This window comes from Alteromonas ponticola, from assembly GCF_012911815.1.
Lineage (GTDB): Bacteria > Pseudomonadota > Gammaproteobacteria > Enterobacterales > Alteromonadaceae > Alteromonas > Alteromonas ponticola.
This window is the reverse complement of sequence record NZ_JAATNW010000007.1, coordinates 17,519-34,319: the sequence shown is the minus strand read 5'-3', so window position 1 is coordinate 34,319 and position 16,801 is coordinate 17,519. Positions and strand designations below refer to the sequence as shown.

Annotated in this window: 13 protein-coding genes; 9 read left to right on the top strand and 4 right to left on the bottom strand. The window is 42.6% G+C overall.

Translation table 11 applies throughout. From position 1 onward, the window contains the following. Entirely contained in the window at window positions 1-2,070 is a 2,070-nt protein-coding gene (locus HCJ96_RS13275; protein WP_169211564.1) for a DDE-type integrase/transposase/recombinase, read from the bottom strand. After that, window positions 2,067-2,726, bottom strand: coding sequence for a hypothetical protein (locus tag HCJ96_RS13270; RefSeq protein ID WP_169211563.1), 660 nt, complete (start codon window positions 2,724-2,726; stop codon window positions 2,067-2,069). Before HCJ96_RS13270 ends, HCJ96_RS13275 begins: the two co-directional genes overlap by 4 nt. A gap of 1,012 nt (window positions 2,727-3,738) precedes the next feature. Between HCJ96_RS13270 and HCJ96_RS13265 the strand changes: the two genes are divergently transcribed. From HCJ96_RS13265 to gapS1, 7 genes are read left to right on the top strand one after another with little or no spacing between them, the layout of a single operon-like run. Then, window positions 3,739-5,775, top strand: a complete 2,037-nt coding sequence (locus HCJ96_RS13265) for a type I restriction-modification system subunit M (RefSeq protein ID WP_169211562.1) — start codon at window positions 3,739-3,741, stop codon at window positions 5,773-5,775. Continuing rightward, complete coding sequence (locus HCJ96_RS13260; protein WP_169211561.1) at window positions 5,775-7,112, top strand: restriction endonuclease subunit S; 1,338 nt, start codon at window positions 5,775-5,777, stop codon at window positions 7,110-7,112. The genes HCJ96_RS13265 and HCJ96_RS13260 overlap by 1 nt, the downstream gene beginning before the upstream one ends. Continuing rightward, on the top strand, window positions 7,105-7,275 hold the full coding sequence (locus HCJ96_RS13255; protein ID WP_169211560.1) for a hypothetical protein: 171 nt from the start codon (window positions 7,105-7,107) through the stop codon (window positions 7,273-7,275). Before HCJ96_RS13260 ends, HCJ96_RS13255 begins: the two co-directional genes overlap by 8 nt. 49 nt (window positions 7,276-7,324) lie before the next feature. Next, complete coding sequence (locus HCJ96_RS13250) at window positions 7,325-7,897, top strand: Pycsar system effector family protein (RefSeq protein WP_169211559.1); 573 nt, start codon at window positions 7,325-7,327, stop codon at window positions 7,895-7,897. Further along, window positions 7,894-11,307: a type I restriction endonuclease subunit R gene (locus tag HCJ96_RS13245; RefSeq protein ID WP_246261411.1), complete on the top strand. Its 3,414-nt coding sequence runs from the start codon at window positions 7,894-7,896 to the stop codon at window positions 11,305-11,307. Before HCJ96_RS13250 ends, HCJ96_RS13245 begins: the two co-directional genes overlap by 4 nt. 11 nt (window positions 11,308-11,318) lie before the next feature. Beyond that, window positions 11,319-12,620, top strand: coding sequence for a DUF3644 domain-containing protein (locus tag HCJ96_RS13240; protein ID WP_169211558.1), 1,302 nt, complete (start codon window positions 11,319-11,321; stop codon window positions 12,618-12,620). 40 nt (window positions 12,621-12,660) lie between these two features. Further along, a complete protein-coding gene (gene gapS1 / locus HCJ96_RS13235; RefSeq protein WP_425483745.1) occupies window positions 12,661-14,265 on the top strand; it encodes a GapS1 family protein in 1,605 nt (534 codons plus the stop codon). 58 nt (window positions 14,266-14,323) lie between these two features. On the opposite strand, the gene HCJ96_RS16465 is transcribed toward gapS1, so the two are convergent. Next, the gene (locus HCJ96_RS16465) at window positions 14,324-14,446 is read right to left on the bottom strand and encodes a hypothetical protein (protein WP_281358633.1); all 123 of its coding nucleotides are present in this window, start codon (window positions 14,444-14,446) and stop codon (window positions 14,324-14,326) included. A gap of 526 nt (window positions 14,447-14,972) precedes the next feature. On the opposite strand from HCJ96_RS16465, the gene HCJ96_RS13230 reads away from it, so the two are divergent. Then, window positions 14,973-15,536: a phosphatase PAP2 family protein gene (locus tag HCJ96_RS13230; protein WP_169211556.1), complete on the top strand. Its 564-nt coding sequence runs from the start codon at window positions 14,973-14,975 to the stop codon at window positions 15,534-15,536. A 65-nt stretch (window positions 15,537-15,601) separates the two neighbouring features. Here the strand turns inward: HCJ96_RS13230 and HCJ96_RS13225 are convergent, their stop codons facing one another. After that, the gene (locus tag HCJ96_RS13225) at window positions 15,602-16,462 is read right to left on the bottom strand and encodes a pirin family protein (RefSeq protein WP_169211555.1); all 861 of its coding nucleotides are present in this window, start codon (window positions 16,460-16,462) and stop codon (window positions 15,602-15,604) included. A 120-nt stretch (window positions 16,463-16,582) separates the two neighbouring features. On the opposite strand from HCJ96_RS13225, the gene HCJ96_RS13220 reads away from it, so the two are divergent. Then, window positions 16,583-16,738, top strand: a complete 156-nt coding sequence (locus HCJ96_RS13220; RefSeq protein ID WP_169211554.1) for a hypothetical protein — start codon at window positions 16,583-16,585, stop codon at window positions 16,736-16,738. Window positions 16,739-16,801 lie beyond the last annotated feature (63 nt).

Below are 16,801 nucleotides of genomic sequence, written 5' to 3'. Positions count from 1 at the left end.
TTACTCCTCGCAATTGCCTATATCATTTAATTCAATATCGTCTTCCCATTCTTCACTCTCGTTAGGATCGTTGTCAGCAGACTGGCTGTTTGGGTGTATCACAATATTTTCTGGGGTGTTCTTTTTCTTTAGTTTCTCCATCTCCTCCGCGTACTCGGAGCTATCTACATTATGATGTTCAGCGTCTTGAACGCGTTTCTCGCTCGCTTTCTGCTTCTTCTCGTTATCTAGAGTCTTTCGGTTTTTATTAATTTTGTTCGCAGTTTCAGCGATGTTAAGACTAGGTTCGTAAAAGCGTTTGTTTGCTTTGGGTAGATTCTGATATGGCTGTTCGATTAGCCGAAGATATATTTCTCGTTGAAGAGGTGTATCATCTGGATGATTGAGTGTTTCCAAATCAGATAATTGCACTTTCCGAGGTTCCAGTGTTTTTGGATGGATCACTGTTATTGTACGTACGTCTATTTGTGAATATAAAATAGTTATCTTTTTAAGTACTTCCGTTTCAGCATAGCCAGAGTTACTTTTACTGTTGGAAACTAACCATTTATGTAACTTCGCATCGCGATACCAGCGGCCATCTACATAGAAGCCATCTTCTTTTTTTTGAAAATTTCGCTCAGCACGTACCCCATGCATTGATGTGGCTTGAGGAAATTTCACTTGTTCTCTTACGGCAAGAGGCTGCTTGTTAAACTCCTCGTTCCATACATCTATTGGAGCGCGACCATTTAAACCAGAATGCGGGTTTTTATGATAAATTTCGTGGACAAAGTGTTCGAATTCTCTGATAAAGCCGTCTAGTGTCATAGACGCTTGTTTTTCAACGTTTTCACCCAGCTTTATGCTATTGCCCCTAAATTTTTCCCTGCCTAAATATCCCGGTAAGAATCTGAGAAACATTCGCCGGACAGTTGCATTGAGCGATTCAATGAACGGCTTTTCTTGCGGTTGACCAACTTTTGTAATGAGCAACGAAATGTCATTTTCCAATATGAAAGTAGAACATTGATCCCCGGTTGCTGGTGCACTTGCGTCAGTCACTAACAATGAAATTTTATTGACGATAGGCCAGCGTTTATCCCGATCAATAGCCAAAGTATGCTTAAGACATGCGAGAATGAGATCGGCTGTCTCGCTTTTCTTTTTGGTTAAATGTAGTGAGTAGCCTAATATCGTCCGCGAGTACACGTCCATGACGTACATAAGGACGATTGACCCCAAAAATACTGTCGTATCGTTTTCATCAACAATTCCGATATGGATATGCAGCCCATCCATTTCGCAACGTTCTAGTATTTTGGACACCCTAAACTTTTTTAGTTTATCTCTGATTTTCTGCTTAGCTTTTGCTTTGCCGTACTTAGCGACCAACATTTCCTCATCGGTAAACGCTTTTATCCGGTTTCTAAAAGTACCTTTGCTGGGTATTTTAAAATTGTATTTTGGGTCGCCAGTATTTTCGACCTTGATCGTTTCGCACATTTCACGAAATCGCTGATAAATTTGTTCAATAGGTTGGGGCGCGTTTTGCAAGTAGTAATTTGCAATGCAGTCCTGAAATGCTTCTTCAACTTCGGGAAGTTGTCGGTTACGACAATTAGTCGAGAAGTTACCATCAATTAACGATAATTTGTTGTAACCACTATCTCTGTAACGCTTTATCCATCCTTGCACAGTGGAGCGGCATGGTGGTGTACTATCGTTTACTTTCTCTGAAACAATCTTTATTGCTTCGTCTACCGCTATAGGCCTTGTAGGAGCTGAAGGGCTCTCTTTTATCGCTCTTAGCACATACATCTCTCGATAGGTTATTTGTGCTGTTTGCTCAGCAGTTAAGTAGCGAGAAAAATTTTCCTTAATAGATGTTTCAAGATGAATATCACCGTCGTCCATCTTGCGTGCAAATTCTGCTAGCGATATGAGGTTGGTAGAATATGAATAGTTTTCACCTTCGTCATGGATTTCACGATAACGAAGCTCGTTTTCAGAACGAAAAATATTTAAAACTTCACATCTTGTTCCACGATGAGTGAAACGTGTTGATTCGCGTAAGAAAGGAATACTCACGATGCCCTCCAAATAGGAGATGAGGGCTCCAGCAATTTTTTCATGTCGAATGTGAAATAGCCTGCTTTGATGAGACCATAGTGACAAATTGGGAAACCATATAGGGTTAGAGCTTGCTCTAATTGCCCAAACGTAAAATTATCAGGGAAAATAGTTGATAAACTGTCTACTATGGTTTGTAAAAACCCCGGTTCGTAATGACTAATATCTGCACTTAGTAACTGTCCGGTGTTAACGAACACCTCATAAGGCACTTCTTCGTCAGTAATAACTTCAAACGCGTAGCCTGCATTATTAAAGGAGTCTTTGATTTCACTTAATCGCGTTACCTCATTTTTCACCAATTTTGCTTTAGGCTTAACTTCCGTGAAGGTGATTTCCCCATCCCCATTTATTGAAACTACATCTGGCGTGTATGTTCGTAGCGCCTTGGAATTACTTGGTCGCCATTTCATAGTACCGCGTTGGGTATCCATAAACGTTATGGAAGGGTCTAATGCAAAGGTTCTGAGTACTCCCAATTCTAGATAAGACTGAAAAAGTAATTGGTTTTCGTTTTTGTTACATGCAAATCGACCTGAGATCATGATTGAACTCGATCGATACATTTTTTTCGAAACCGTTGTCCGAGAATGTATATTCGTTTTACTTTTCATTGGATGCCTCAAAAAATCGTTCTTGAGGCGGAATATAGTCAAAAAAATCTAATCGTAAATATGCAGGTACAAAATTATTGGTAAAGTTAATAATAAAAAAACAGTTTAATAAACAATGATTTATTGACAAATTGTGATTTTGTGTTATTAATTGAGCATGGAAAGTATTGGTATTCTGATAATTTTTCTAAACAGCCTATTGAAACTCGCCAAAAATCTGTTATTTCTAATGGTTATATCATATTCATAATAAGAATATGTTGGTTTGGTGAAAGTCTACGAAAAAGAAACTTGGTGTACAGTGTCGCTTGTAGGGCATTACGAAGTGCCTTGGTCTAAAACGTATGGAGAAACAGGAAAAATTAGAGATATTATAGTCCCAGACGATCACTTTGATTATTCAATTATATTTAAAGAGTGGTGCGGGTTGTCAGGCCTTACTTAAGAGGGTGTCCCGTCCTAGAATAGGTTGACACAAGTGGGCTGGTCTTAAAATATCTAGACAAATTACCACTCGCTGCTGACTGGGTAAAGGGCATATTCATTCTTCCTTTCGACAAAAGGATTGGACCTTTCAGTGTGGTTCAGAGCCCCGATGACTGGGAATCTTTCAACTCGTTGAGATCATTAAGGGCCGGTTCGTGTCATGCGACGAATTTTCCGACTACATTCAGCCAAGTTGGCTACGAGATATATCCTGATTCACAGGAGACCTATCCAGTGTTAAAGAATTTGCTAATCGCCTATAGTGCTTTTATCTGGAAAAGACTAATAAGAACGTGTTTCTCAATCCGGATAACTCCTCCAGTCAGATTGAGCGCACCGAAAACTTTTCAAAGCTCAAAACCAAAATGTACATTGAACTACTTGTAATAAAGAAAGACCGAAATTTCGATTTAAACCACATCGGATATTTAGCGCACGAGCTTTTGTGGATTTTGCGCAAGCGTAAGTAAGTGTGTTATTTTTGGGGAAAAACAGTTTAAGCTGTTTAAAGTGGATAACAATAACAATGACTGAAAATTTCTCCTCTACCGCTGCCTTTATCTGGTCTGTTGCGGACCTGCTTCGCGGTGATTTCAAACAGAGTCAGTATGGCCGCATTATTCTCCCGTTTACCTTATTACGTCGTCTGGAATGTGTTTTAGAAGACAAGAAAGAAATTGTTCTGGCTAAGTATGACGAAGTAAAGTACATGCCTCCCGAGGCGCAAGAGCAAATACTCAAGCACGTGGCAGAACTGAGCTTTTACAACACTAGTAAGATGGACTTAAACCACCTTGGCGAGACGGGTGTCGGTGATAACCTCGAAGCTTATGTCCGCGCCTTTAGCCCCAGTGCTCGCGAAATCTTTGAACATTTCGATTTTTACAACACGCTGGATAAGTTGGCAGAGGCTGACTTGCTTTATAAGGTTGCTAAACGTTTCGCCAATACCGATTTACACCCTGATTCCATCGATAATCATCATATGGGACTGGTGTTTGAAGAGCTTATCCGCCGTTTCGCAGAAAGCTCAAATGAAACAGCAGGGGAGCACTTTACCCCACGTGATATCGTTCACCTGACCACCTCGCTGACGTTTATTGAAGACAATGACGTGCTGACCCAGCCGGGAATTGTCCGCACGATCTATGATCCGACAGCCGGAACCGGCGGCTTTTTATCGTCGGGGATGGAATACGTACATGAAATGAATGAAAAGGCCAAGCTGGTCGCCTTTGGTCAGGAGCTGAACCCAGAGTCCTACGCCATCTGTAAAGCCGACATGCTGGTTAAAGGGCAGGATGTTGATAATATCAAGCTGGGCAATACGCTTTCTAACGACCAATTAATCCATCAGGACTTTTCCTATATGCTCAGTAATCCGCCTTTCGGCGTTGACTGGAAAAAAGTCCAAAAAATCATCAACGATGAGCATAAGGTCAAGGGTTATGATGGCCGCTTTGGACCGGGTCTTCCGCGAGTGTCTGACGGTTCGCTACTTTTCCTGCTGCATTTAATTAGTAAGATGCACAGCCCATCGGAAGGTGGCTCACGCATTGGTATCATTTTAAATGGCTCACCTTTATTTACCGGTGGCGCGGGAAGCGGTGAAAGTGAAATTCGGCGTTATGTGTTAGAGCATGACTTGCTGGAAGCGATTATCGCACTGCCTACGGACATGTTCTACAACACCGGTATTGCCACCTACATATGGGTGTTATCCAATAACAAGCCCGCCCATCGCAAAGGCAAGGTACAGCTGATTAACGCCAGTACCGACGATAAGGAAAACCCTGAAAACAATTTCAACGCGTCAATGCGCAAGTCATTAGGCTCGAAGCGCAAATACCTGCCAGACGAGAGCATCGAGAAGATTGTTCGTTTGTTTGGTGAGTTTGAAGCTTCCCCAGAAGGTACTAAGCAAGTCAGCAAGATTTTTGATTACCAAGACTTTGGTTATCGCCGCATCACCGTCGAAAGGCCACTACAGCTATCTTTCACCATCACCAAAGAAAAGCTAGATGACTATTATCAACAGCTGCTGGAGGCTGAACGCAATAAACAGCCGGATTTAACAGACTTGCCAGATCCACCTATTGGTTACGCGGAACTGTCTACATTGCCTGAAGGCACTACGCTGATGAGTCGCGATGAGTTTTTAAAGGTCATCGCACCAGCGAAACCGTCAGCCGCTAACAAGAAAGCGTTGGTGAAATTCTTCGGTGAGCATAATGACGACGCCGAGATTTGCTATATCGATTCGGGTAAAAACAAAGGCGAGATAGAGCCCAACCCGGATCTGCGCGACTATGAAAACGTGCCGCTTAAAGAAGATATCTATGCGTATTTTGAGCGTGAGGTAAAACCCCACGTACCACTTGCATGGATAGATGAAACTAAGCGTGATGAAAAAGACGGACAGGTCGGTATTGTGGGTTATGAAATTCCGTTTAACCGTCATTTTTACGAATACAAGCCTCCACGCAGACTAAAAGAAATTGATGCCGACTTGGATAAAGTCAGTGCGGAAATCATGCAATTGCTTCAGGAGGTGCACTCCTGATGGCAGGGAAGTATCAGAGTTATACTGAAACTAAGGAATCAGGCATACCGTGGGTTTTGGACGAATTACCCGCGCACTGGGAAGTATTACCAGCCTATTCAGTGTTAAGACACGAACAAATCAAGAATGTTGATGGTAAGGAAACTAATGTCCTGTCTTTAAGTTATGGAAATATTAAAATCCGGAATGTTGAAAACAACTCTGGTCTTTTGCCTGAGTCATTCAATACCTACCAGCTAGTTTGGCCGGGGGACATTATCCTCAGGTTAACAGATTTACAGAATGATAAGCGTAGCCTGCGTGTTGGCCGCTCTTCTCTTTCGGGAATAATAACATCCGCTTATTTGAAGCTTAAAGCATCAAATAGAATTGATGATAGATATCTGTACCGCTTATTACATTTTTATGATACCTCAAAGGTCTTTTATGGGATGGGGGGAGGTCTTCGACAGAGTTTAAAGTTTGAGGACTTTCGCAGACTGCCCATTGTTGTACCAACACTGAATGAGCAAAGAGCTATCGCCATCTTCCTCGACCACGAAACCGCTAAAATTGATGCGTTGATTGCCAAGCAAGAAAGATTGATTGAGCTACTAAAAGAAAAGCGCCAAGCGGTAATTTCTCATGCCGTTACCAAAGGCCTCAATCCTGATGTGCCGATGACAGATTCGGGGATTGAGTGGTTGGGGGAAGTGCCGGAGCATTGGAAGGTTTCGAGACTAAAGTTTGAGACTGAAGTCGTCGACTGTCGGAACAAAACACCTGTTTATTTTGATGATGGTGAGTACTTTGTGGTTCGGACAACCAACGTTAAAAATCAGCAATTAAACTTCACAGGTGCTTTATTCACAGATGAGACGAACTTTAAGATCTGGACGCAGAGAGGAGTACCGCCTGCTGGATCAATTCTTTTTACAAGAGAAGCTCCTACGGGAGAAGTATGTATCGTACCTGAAGAATTAAAGTTTTGTATGGGCCAGCGTATGATGAATTTCATACCGAGATGCTCTGAATACAGGGACTACCTATTCGACTTTTTGATTTCTGATTGCTTGGATAGATATATCAACGCGGTTTCACACGGAAGCACTGTTAGCCATCTGCGTGTCGAGCAAGTTGAAAATATTCCTGTACTTGTCCCTCCAGTAAAGGAAATAAGACAAATTCATTCTCTGATTTCAAGATTAAAGAAAAAACTCGACGCTATTGAAAGAAATGCTCTTGATTCAATAATGCTTCTTAAAGAAAGAAAATCATCACTGATCTCGGCCGCAGTCACTGGCAAAATCGACGTCCGCAACTGGCAATCACACCAAACGGAGGACGCATATGCCTAGCAAATCACAGGAGGTGATTTTTCAAAATGACATTATTCAGGCATTGGCTGACCAAGGGTGGAAAGTCGGTGAGAACAAGCGCTATGACAAGCAGCGGGCATTGTATCCGCAAGACCTTATTGCCTATGTTAAAGCCACAAACGTTGGTGTTAGGAAACCCTAAGCCAGAAAAAGTAGTCGCGAGATAACTGTCAAAACAAAGTGAATGCATCATGGAAGTTAATAACCTTTTAGAGTTTTATAGAGAGCAATACGCCCTAGAGCTGGAAACGAAGAGAGAAATAACGGCGAGAGCTCAGTTGCTGTTGGCGTTTCTCGTGGCTGTAGGCGGGTTACTTGTCTACATGGCCAAAAATTTAACAGTCGGTGTTTCTTGGCCGGTCATTACTACGGCAATTTTCCTTTTAATCTCCACGCTCACTCTAGCAGGAGCCGCTATCTTAGTAATTAAATCATTTTGGGGAAACGAATACTCCTATATCCCATCTTTGGGTGACTTTGAGAAAAGGCGTCAATTTCACATCAATTCTGGTGATTCAGACACAGGTGTTGAGGGAATTACTAATGAGATTTTTAGAGAGCTTGCCGAGTGTTGCGATGAGAACTCTACCGTAAATAATAAAAGAAACAGCAAACTGAATGCAGGCATTAGGTTTGTTTTAGGCGGGTGCGTGCCGCTAGTGATGGGTGCCGCTGTGTTCATTGGTGCTGATTTAGATGAAGCATCTTCTAGAAAACCAATCAATGTGAATGTGGTTGATAGTTGCTTAGGGGCTGAGAGATGACAGATAAAAACAATAAAAAAAATAGCCCAGTTGACAGAGATGACAATGAAGCGCCACCATTAAACAGGCGAAGAAGAGTTGAATTAAGTTCCGGTGTTGAAGAGTTTTCAGGGCTAGCAATGATGAAACTCTCAAAATCTCATAAGGACCCCTTCAATTATTTGAGTGGTAATAGTAAAAATCCGAATAGAAGCAAAGTCAACGAAGCAGTTTTCCAAAACGATATTATTCAGGCGTTAGCTGACCAAGGCTGGGAAGTCGGCGAGAACAAGTATTACGATCAAGAGCGGGCGCTGTACCCGCAAGACCTCATTGCCTATGTGAAAGCCACGCACCCACAACAATGGCAAAAGCTTTCCAGCTTTCATAAAGATCCTGAAGAGGCACTGTTAAAAGCTGTTGTGCGTGATTTAGAAAACCCCAACAAAGGTACGCTTTGGGTGTTACGTAATAAGGTGGTAGATCGCGGGGCCAAATTTTCGCTCTGTGCCTTTAAGCCCGACCACGACCTCAATCCTGATGCGACTGAGCGCTATAACCAAAATATCCTGCGTGTAGTACCGGAAGTCGTTTATAGCCCGTATGCGGACGTCAAAGTAGATGATGTTCAACCAGACGCGAATAAAAAAGCGGCTAAAAAATGGCGTATTGATTTGGTCTTGTTTATCAATGGCTTAGCTATTGCCACGCTTGAGCTGAAATCTGAATTTAAGCAAAGTATCGAAAACGCCAAAATTCAGTATATGAAGGACAGGTTACCAAAAGATCCTGTCACCAAAAAGCCAGAGCCGTTACTGACATTCAAGCGTGGTGCCTTGGTGCATTTTGCGGTAAGTCAGAACAATGTCGCTATGACCACCAAGCTGGATGGGGCTAAAACCTTTTTCCTTCCGTTTGACCAAGGCACAGCCGATGGCGGCAGCGGGAACGATACGCCTGATCAAGGCTATGCCACACAGTATTTATGGAAGGAAGTGTTTGCCCGCGATAATCTGCTGACCATTCTCGGTCGTTATATCCATCTTCAGGTTATAGAAGAAGAGCAGCCTGACGGTAGGATTAAACGTAAAGAGACCATGATCTTTCCCCGGTATCATCAGTGGTCTGCGGTGTCGTCGCTGCTTAACGCCGTTGAACTGGAAGGAACAGGTCAAAAGTATCTTATTCAACATAGTGCTGGCTCAGGTAAATCAAATTCCATTGCGTGGCTAAGCCACCAAACCGCATCCTTGCATTACCATACTGACCACCCTGAACTGAATAAAAAATCGGGTGACAAGGTATTTGATTCGGTGATTGTGATCACCGATCGCACCGTGTTAGACAGTCAGCTTCAGGACACCATCTATCAGTTTGAACACAATGAGGGCATGATTGCGCGGGTCAATCGCGAGGACGGGCAGGGCGCAAAATCGGCGCAGTTAGCCGAAGCGTTAAAATCCGGCACAGCTATTATTATTGTGACCATTCAAACCTTTCCTTTTGTGCTGGATGCGATACGGGAAGATACCAGCCTAGCCGGGAAAAGCTTTGCGGTGATTGTCGATGAAGCGCACTCAAGTCAAACAGGTACCACCGCACGTAAACTGCGTGAAGTGCTTATGGCTGAGCAAATTGACAACTCAGATGAAGAGCTTAGCAGCGAAGATATTCTTCGATTGACGTTAGAGGCACGTAAAGGTTCAAACAAAATTAGTTACTTCGCATTTACCGCCACACCTAAAGCTAAAACCCTTGAGCTATTCGGTCGCCCTGAAAAGCCGAATGAGCCAATTAGTGATGAGAATAAGCCTCGGCCATTCCATGTGTATTCAATGCGACAGGCCATTGAAGAAGGCTTTATTCTGGATGTGCTACAAAATTACATCAGCTATAGCGTCGCTTATAAACTGGCACATAAATCACCCGATGCTGATACCGAAGTAGACAGCAAAAAAGCGGCGACGAAGTTAGCCAAATGGGTGCGATTGCATCCCTACAATATCGCTCAGAAAGTCGAAGTTATCGTCGAGCACTTTAATAGCCGGATTAAGCATCTGCTTAATGGTGAAGCCAAAGCCATGGTGGTGACCTCAAGCAGGCTGGAAGCGGTTCGCTACAAGCTTGCCTTTGAAAAATATGTCAAAGATAAAGGCTATCAGGGCATTAATGCCATGGTGGCATTCTCTGGTGAATTGAACGATCCTGACATTCCAGAGTCTGCCTTTACCGAAAACAGCATGAACTTCGGCCTCAAAGGCCGAGATATGCGCAAGGCCTTTGATACACAAGACTATCAGGTTATGCTGGTTGCTAACAAATTTCAGACCGGATTCGATCAGCCAAAGCTAGTTGCTATGTATGTCGATAAACCTCTTAAAGGTGTTGAGTGCATCCAGACACTATCGAGGTTGAATCGAACCTATCCGGGTAAAGACCAGACCTTTGTATTGGATTTCGTGAACGACCCGCAAGATGTACTTAATGAATTTAAGGTGTTCTTTCAAACTGCTGAACTAAGTGCAGTGTCAGATCCTAATCTGGTGTATGAGCTCAAACATAAGCTTGATGCTGCGCGGATCTATCAGTGGCATGAAGTGGAAGCCTTTTTTAATGCGTATCACGATAAAAAGGTTGGGCAAGACAAGCTACTCAGTATCTGCAAACCCGCTGTCGAGCGCTTCAAGAAGCGTTATCAGGATGCCAACGAAGTGTATCAGCATGCGCAGAAAGAACTGTATCGCGCAAAGCAAGAGGGTAATGAGAAAGCCATCAACTACGCCGATAACAGCGTGGTAGAAACCAAACGCGCACGCGATGCACTCGAAGTGTTCCGAAAAGACTTGATAGGTTTTTGCCGCTTCTACGAATTCAGCTCGCAAATCGTGAATTTTGAAGATGAGGATTTAGAAAAGCTGACCTTGTTTGCAAAAGAGCTTTATCCGCTATTGCGAATAGAAGTAATCAACGAAGAGATCCCGCTTGAAGATGTAGTAATGACGCATTACAAACTACATAAAAAACGCGAGCAGGATTTGCGGCTCGTTAAAGAAAAAGAAAAGACGTATTTAGATCCTGTAAGAGAGGGGGCAGGGGCCACACCTCGCGAGAAAAAGACAGAATACCTGCGTGAAATCATCGACCGTCTGAATGATCTCTTCGCCGGAGAGAACTTCACTGACGGAGACATGCTCAGTTATGCCAATACTATCCGCACCAAGGTGGAAGAAAACGATGAGGCCATGCAGCAAGTGAACAACAACACCAAGGAACAAGCATTACTCGGCGCGTTCCCGGATGCCATCAACAAAGCCGTAATAGACAGCATGGGCATTCACAACGATATGGCCATGAAAGTACTGGCGAGTAAGGATGCATCACGTCGCTTTGCGGAGTTGATGTTTGATATGTTGGTAAAAGGTCAAAAATAAGGAATGTTTAAATGGCTGCAACAAATACAAGACAAAGGAAGTTTTTTGATTTTCTAAAACAACATGAGCAATCAGGTAAGAAGTTTACCGTTAATGACGTGTTAGTCGCGACCGGGTGGAAAGAATCAACATTCAAATCATATTTGGCTAAAGGGCAGCTTTCTGAATTCGTTAGCCAGACCGATGATAATAAACTTGAAGCCTCAAACTGTCTTAACATCACTTTTAAGCAGTTTGAAAAAAAATTATCTCAAAGTAAGCATGTTCAATCCCTTGGGCACAATTGCAAATCAAAACTAGCAAAAGCGCTGCTGAGAAAAGCTCGGGACAATATGCTCTTAGCCTTAGAGCTTTACAATAGACCGTCGTTAGAGAACAAGACTGATGGCTTTGTGATGCTGTTTTGCTCAGCATGGGAACAGTTCTTAAAAGCAACGCTAATCGAAAAAGATGGTGAGGCTAGCATATTCAGGAATGTAAAGAATGGCTATAAAGAGACCATCTCATTACGCGAAGCAGTAGATAGATGCTTTGATGCGAACGATAAAGCTAAAGATAACCTATTGAAAATTATCGAGCTTCGGGACAAGGCTGTACACTTATTGATTCCAGAACTACAAGGAATTACATCGCGCTATTTTCAATCTGGCGTTTTTAATTTTTCCTCTAGGTTCGAAGAGTTCTGTGAGGTCCCATTCATCAATACATCTAACGTTGGCATGTTAAGCCTTGTGGGCGACTTCAAAACACCACCATTAGCAATGATGAAAACAATATACGGTAAAGCAGCAACAGATATTCTTGAGCTAGCAAGTGACCTTAGTCAGGCAGTAGAAGACTCTGATGACGTCGCGTTCGCAATACCACTAAACGTTACATTGCAGTTCGCAAGGAAAGGAGAAGAAGGAACTCAAATCATTCTGGCGAAAGCTGAGGATGGCGTGCCCGGTCTTCAGAAAGCGTTGACTATTGTTAAATCAGTAGACGCTGAGAAAACTCATCCGTACAAACAAACTAAGGCTATCGAATTAATCAATCAACGGTTGACTGAAAAGTTTACCGAAGAGGCATTGAAAAAATTTTTGGTAGCGAACAAAGGTAGTAGGTCTACATTCAACACAAATTGCTTTCAAGCTATTATCCATAAATTGAAATGGAAGCATTCGAATAACAAATATCATCACTGTTTAAAATCTACAAACACGCATCTGTACTCTGATGAGGCGCTAGATACGATTATTGAAAAGATATCTTCAAACGATAAATATCTAGCAAAGTGCAAAGAAGACTACGGAAAGCGGAAAATACATTAAAGAAATAACCTCAACATATCCAATAAAGACCTTTAAAGAAATGGACTTCGATAAGAGAGCTCGACCAATTCGAAATAAGTTAAAGAGGTACACTACCGAGTCGATCGTTGAGTGTTGCTTGAATGCCTTACACGATAAATCTCCAGTAGAGCACGAGGGGTTAAGAAGGCCATGGATATATTGTCTGATTTTAGAATGGGCACTTGAGCTAATTAACGACTCAGGTTCTTTGCATGCTACCCAAAGGCAAGTGATTTGTATTGCACAAGATTTGTGGGATTTGTCGTACCATGCGGCAAATCTAACAGCAGGAACTGGATATCGCGCCCCTTTGCGAAAAATGTTAATTCCCCAACTAAAATTTCAGACAAATACAAATGTTCGGGCGTTCTTCCTATTTAGGTTTGCGTCAATCTTACTCGATCAAATGAATAGTGCAGCTCCAGCGAATGATTTTGAAAAGATTACGGGTGTGCCGCTTGAGAGATTTTTTGTGTTTGCGACGTGGTTACAAACAAGTTTCACTCAAATGGAAACTCCATTTATTAGGTATGAATCTATTTTAATTCAACTCACACCACATTTTTCACACGACGAGTTGGTTAAACTTTTGAGATTAGTAGGCGGTTCCATAAGTGATCTAGCTGAGACCGTGAAAAACTTTCGAGCAGAAAAGCGTTCAATTCATCCATCGGAATATTTTGATGAGCCGCTATTAATAAATAGACCCGTTATTCTTTTACCGAATGGTATCAGCACGCCACATCCTCATGTTCTAGATATCGGTATCTCTGAATTCGTTCTACGAACTCTGAAAAAGGCTGATCCAAGAAGGTTTAGGGATAAGTTCACTACTGGATTTGAAAATTACATATTTGACGTTTTCAGGGAGCATGGACTCGACCCCATGAGAGAAGATGGCATAGAGTCTATATACAAAAAGTGTGGTGTCACAGGAAAGGTCGTAGATTTTTTTCTGAATGAGAACGATTCAAATTTATTCATCGACGCAAAAGGGGTCGAGCCAAAGCCAAAAGTTCTCACAACTGTTAGTGGCAGATTTATACGCGATCAATTGAAAGACCATCATTTCAAGGGTATTGATCAAATAGCGGAATGTATCGAAAAACTAAGTGATCTTCATTTCGATGAGTTAGCAAGTTACCAAGAACGATTTGGATTGATCATAACTCATCAAGACTTTTATGTTGGTGATGGAGTTGACCTATGTAGTTATTTAGAGGAAGCCCATCACAATAATTTGATGTCGACAATTGACGGTAAATTTCCAATAGAAAACCTCTTTTTCTGTGGTGCGGCTGAATTCGAGGGAATACTAAAAGCATGTTCTATGTCAGGTACACAGATAACAGATTTTTTGAAGTTTTGTAGAGAGCAACAAACGTCAGCTGTAACTCGCAAGTTTGACATCGCTCAGCATTTGGTCGAATACTGTAATAATTACCGGCTCGGTCATCGAAGAATAGGGTCTGCTAAGACTTTGGTGGTTAAAGATAGACTGTTTAACCAACTAATAAGTGCTGTAATGAGTAACAAAGGTTTTTGGTCAGTAGGTACAGACGCAAGAATTCACCAATTCGTCCAAGAGTGGCGCACGCTTAAAACACGACTGTTTGCCAAATAATCCATCAGTAAAGTACGTTAGCGCCATCAACTCTTGATACTACCGGTGTGTTATCAGCTTAGAACTTTATCAACACCGATGCCATCAAACCATCGGTTTTGAATGTCAAAGGAGAGGGAATCAATTCCAGCTTCGCTAGAATGCCATTCCAAAACTGGAATAGAAACGACAGTTGAGCCATTACTGGCACCTACATTCTAGCGTTAGAATAAAGCTATGTGAGCTAATGTGGCATGACCACTACAACATTGAAGAAAACAATGAGTCTCAAAATTTCAAAAGCAACTTGCAAGGTTTAACCGTATTCCTAATTTAAATAAATAGCTCTGCATATTTGAATTGTTTGCCTATATGTCTCGTTAGGTCAGGCTCACGTATCTAAAATCGTTGTAGATAATTCCAAAACTAGAATGTATTTGCCATTGAGATTGAGAGTATTAATAAAATACTCTATTTAACATAATATACATTATGCGCAATTAAATATTAGGTAGATGGGGGCGCTCTTGTTGCTGTTTTTGCTCGAGTTCATTTATATCCTGTTTTTACACTTGTTGGTGACATGCCAGCGCGTTCGTAAGGCAATTAACAATTGAGTCCCTCGTGGTCTTACATCAAGCGGCCCTGCTAATTCAGGAAAAAACAAAAAGGATCTATTGCGACTATTGGAAGCTATAAATACCGCAGAATCATTTAAAGGAAAATTTATGTTTGGCACGACCATGTTAAAAGGTTTCACGACGTACAAAGCGTTTCGCAATCTCGGTAAAGCTAACGAACAGACTCAGTCCTTACTGACGTCGAAGTATTTAAGTGCGGCAACAAAACCTGTTTCTATTTCAGCTGCCACTACGACCGGATTAGCCTTATCTAAGTTGGGTGAAAATAAAGCTGTAGAGAGATTTTTCTTCCGTGCTGCGCTTAGTTCAACTATCGCGGGTTTACTCAATGCGACGTTAAAACGAGCAATTGGCAGAAAGCGTCCGCGCGCGAATAATGGCCCAGCTTATAATGGTCCCACCCTGAAAGATAAGTATAACTCGATGCCATCGGGACATGCTGCAGCCGTTTCCGCTGTGGTCGGCAGTATTCCTAAAACTTCCGGGCCTCTGTTGGCTGCCACTGCGGCCGGTTGTGTTGCTACTGCGATAATTGGTAAAACACGCACCATGCGTGATGCTCACAGGGTTTCAGATGTGTTGGTTGGAAGCGCTGTGGGGTTTGCCGCCTCGTATTTAGTTTCAAAACTCGAATCTTCGTCTAAAAAATAAACGTTAGTATACAACGTGTTTTTTTAAGCCAGGCTATTTAAAAGGAGCTGTAAATCAACGCTGATTTACAGTTTTCCAAACTTACCGCTGTTGAAATCGTCTATTGCTTGCATTACCTCTTCTTTGGAATTCATTACAAAAGGACCGTGGCCAACGATGGGCTCATTGATAGGTTCTCCGCTTAATATGAGGATCAAGCTGGATTCGCTGGCATTGATGGTCACCCCTGTATCAGAAGCATTAAGGTGTGCGACCTGAGCACTGCTCAATTCACTTGAATCATTAATACTCACGGAACCTTCCAGCACTACAATCATTGAGTTCCAGTTTTCGGTTAAGTGAAACGTGATCGTAGCGTTAGCATGTAAGTGTGCATCCAACACCTGCATGGGTGTATGGGTTCTCGCCGGGCCTATCTTGCCTTCAAATTCTCCGGCAATCACTCTAAGCTCACCCGCACTATTAGTTAGCAGGATCCTGGGAATGTCAGTGTCCTGTATCCCTTGATAAGACGGCGCAACGAGCTTACTGGACGCGGGCAGGTTGACCCACAATTGCACCATTTGTAAGTTACCACCTTGCTCCCTGAATGCGCGGGAATGCAGCTCTTCATGCAGTATTCCTGCGCCTGCTGTCATCCACTGGACGTCGCCTTTGCCAATCTTGCCGCCCTTGCCCGTCGAATCTCGGTGTTCCACTTCACCCTGATAAACTAGAGTCACGGTTTCAAAACCGCGGTGAGGATGCTCCCCTACTCCTCTCGCTGTCTTATCACCCGGAAAGGCTCTGGGGCCTGCATAATCCAGCAATAAAAATGGGCTGAGCTTGTGGGCGTGTTGATGATAAGAAAATAGGCTTCGTACTGGAAAACCGTTACCTACCCAATGTGGTGCGGGGGGCTGGGTAATGCTTTCAATTTTTTTCATTCATATCCTCGGGCAACAGTCGTAGTGCGTTGCATCAAGTAAGGCAGCAATTAATTATGCTGTCAAACGGCATCTGTGTCAGCCTTAAATGGATACCTGCCCGTTTTGTTCATGGAATTAATGCGTGTTCAATCACAAGCCAGTGGAGAAGCCAAAGCGCTGAATTTGCGCACAGTTGAAGATGCCTGTGCCCTCACCGGTTTATCGTGTCTGGCTGTTTCCAGGAACGGCCATATACGCGCAATAGAATACGATATCTGTCGAATTTTGCGTTAGGACTGTTGGGCAGAATGTAGTGTATAAATTTAATCGTTAAAAATTTGTTAAATTTATTAAAGC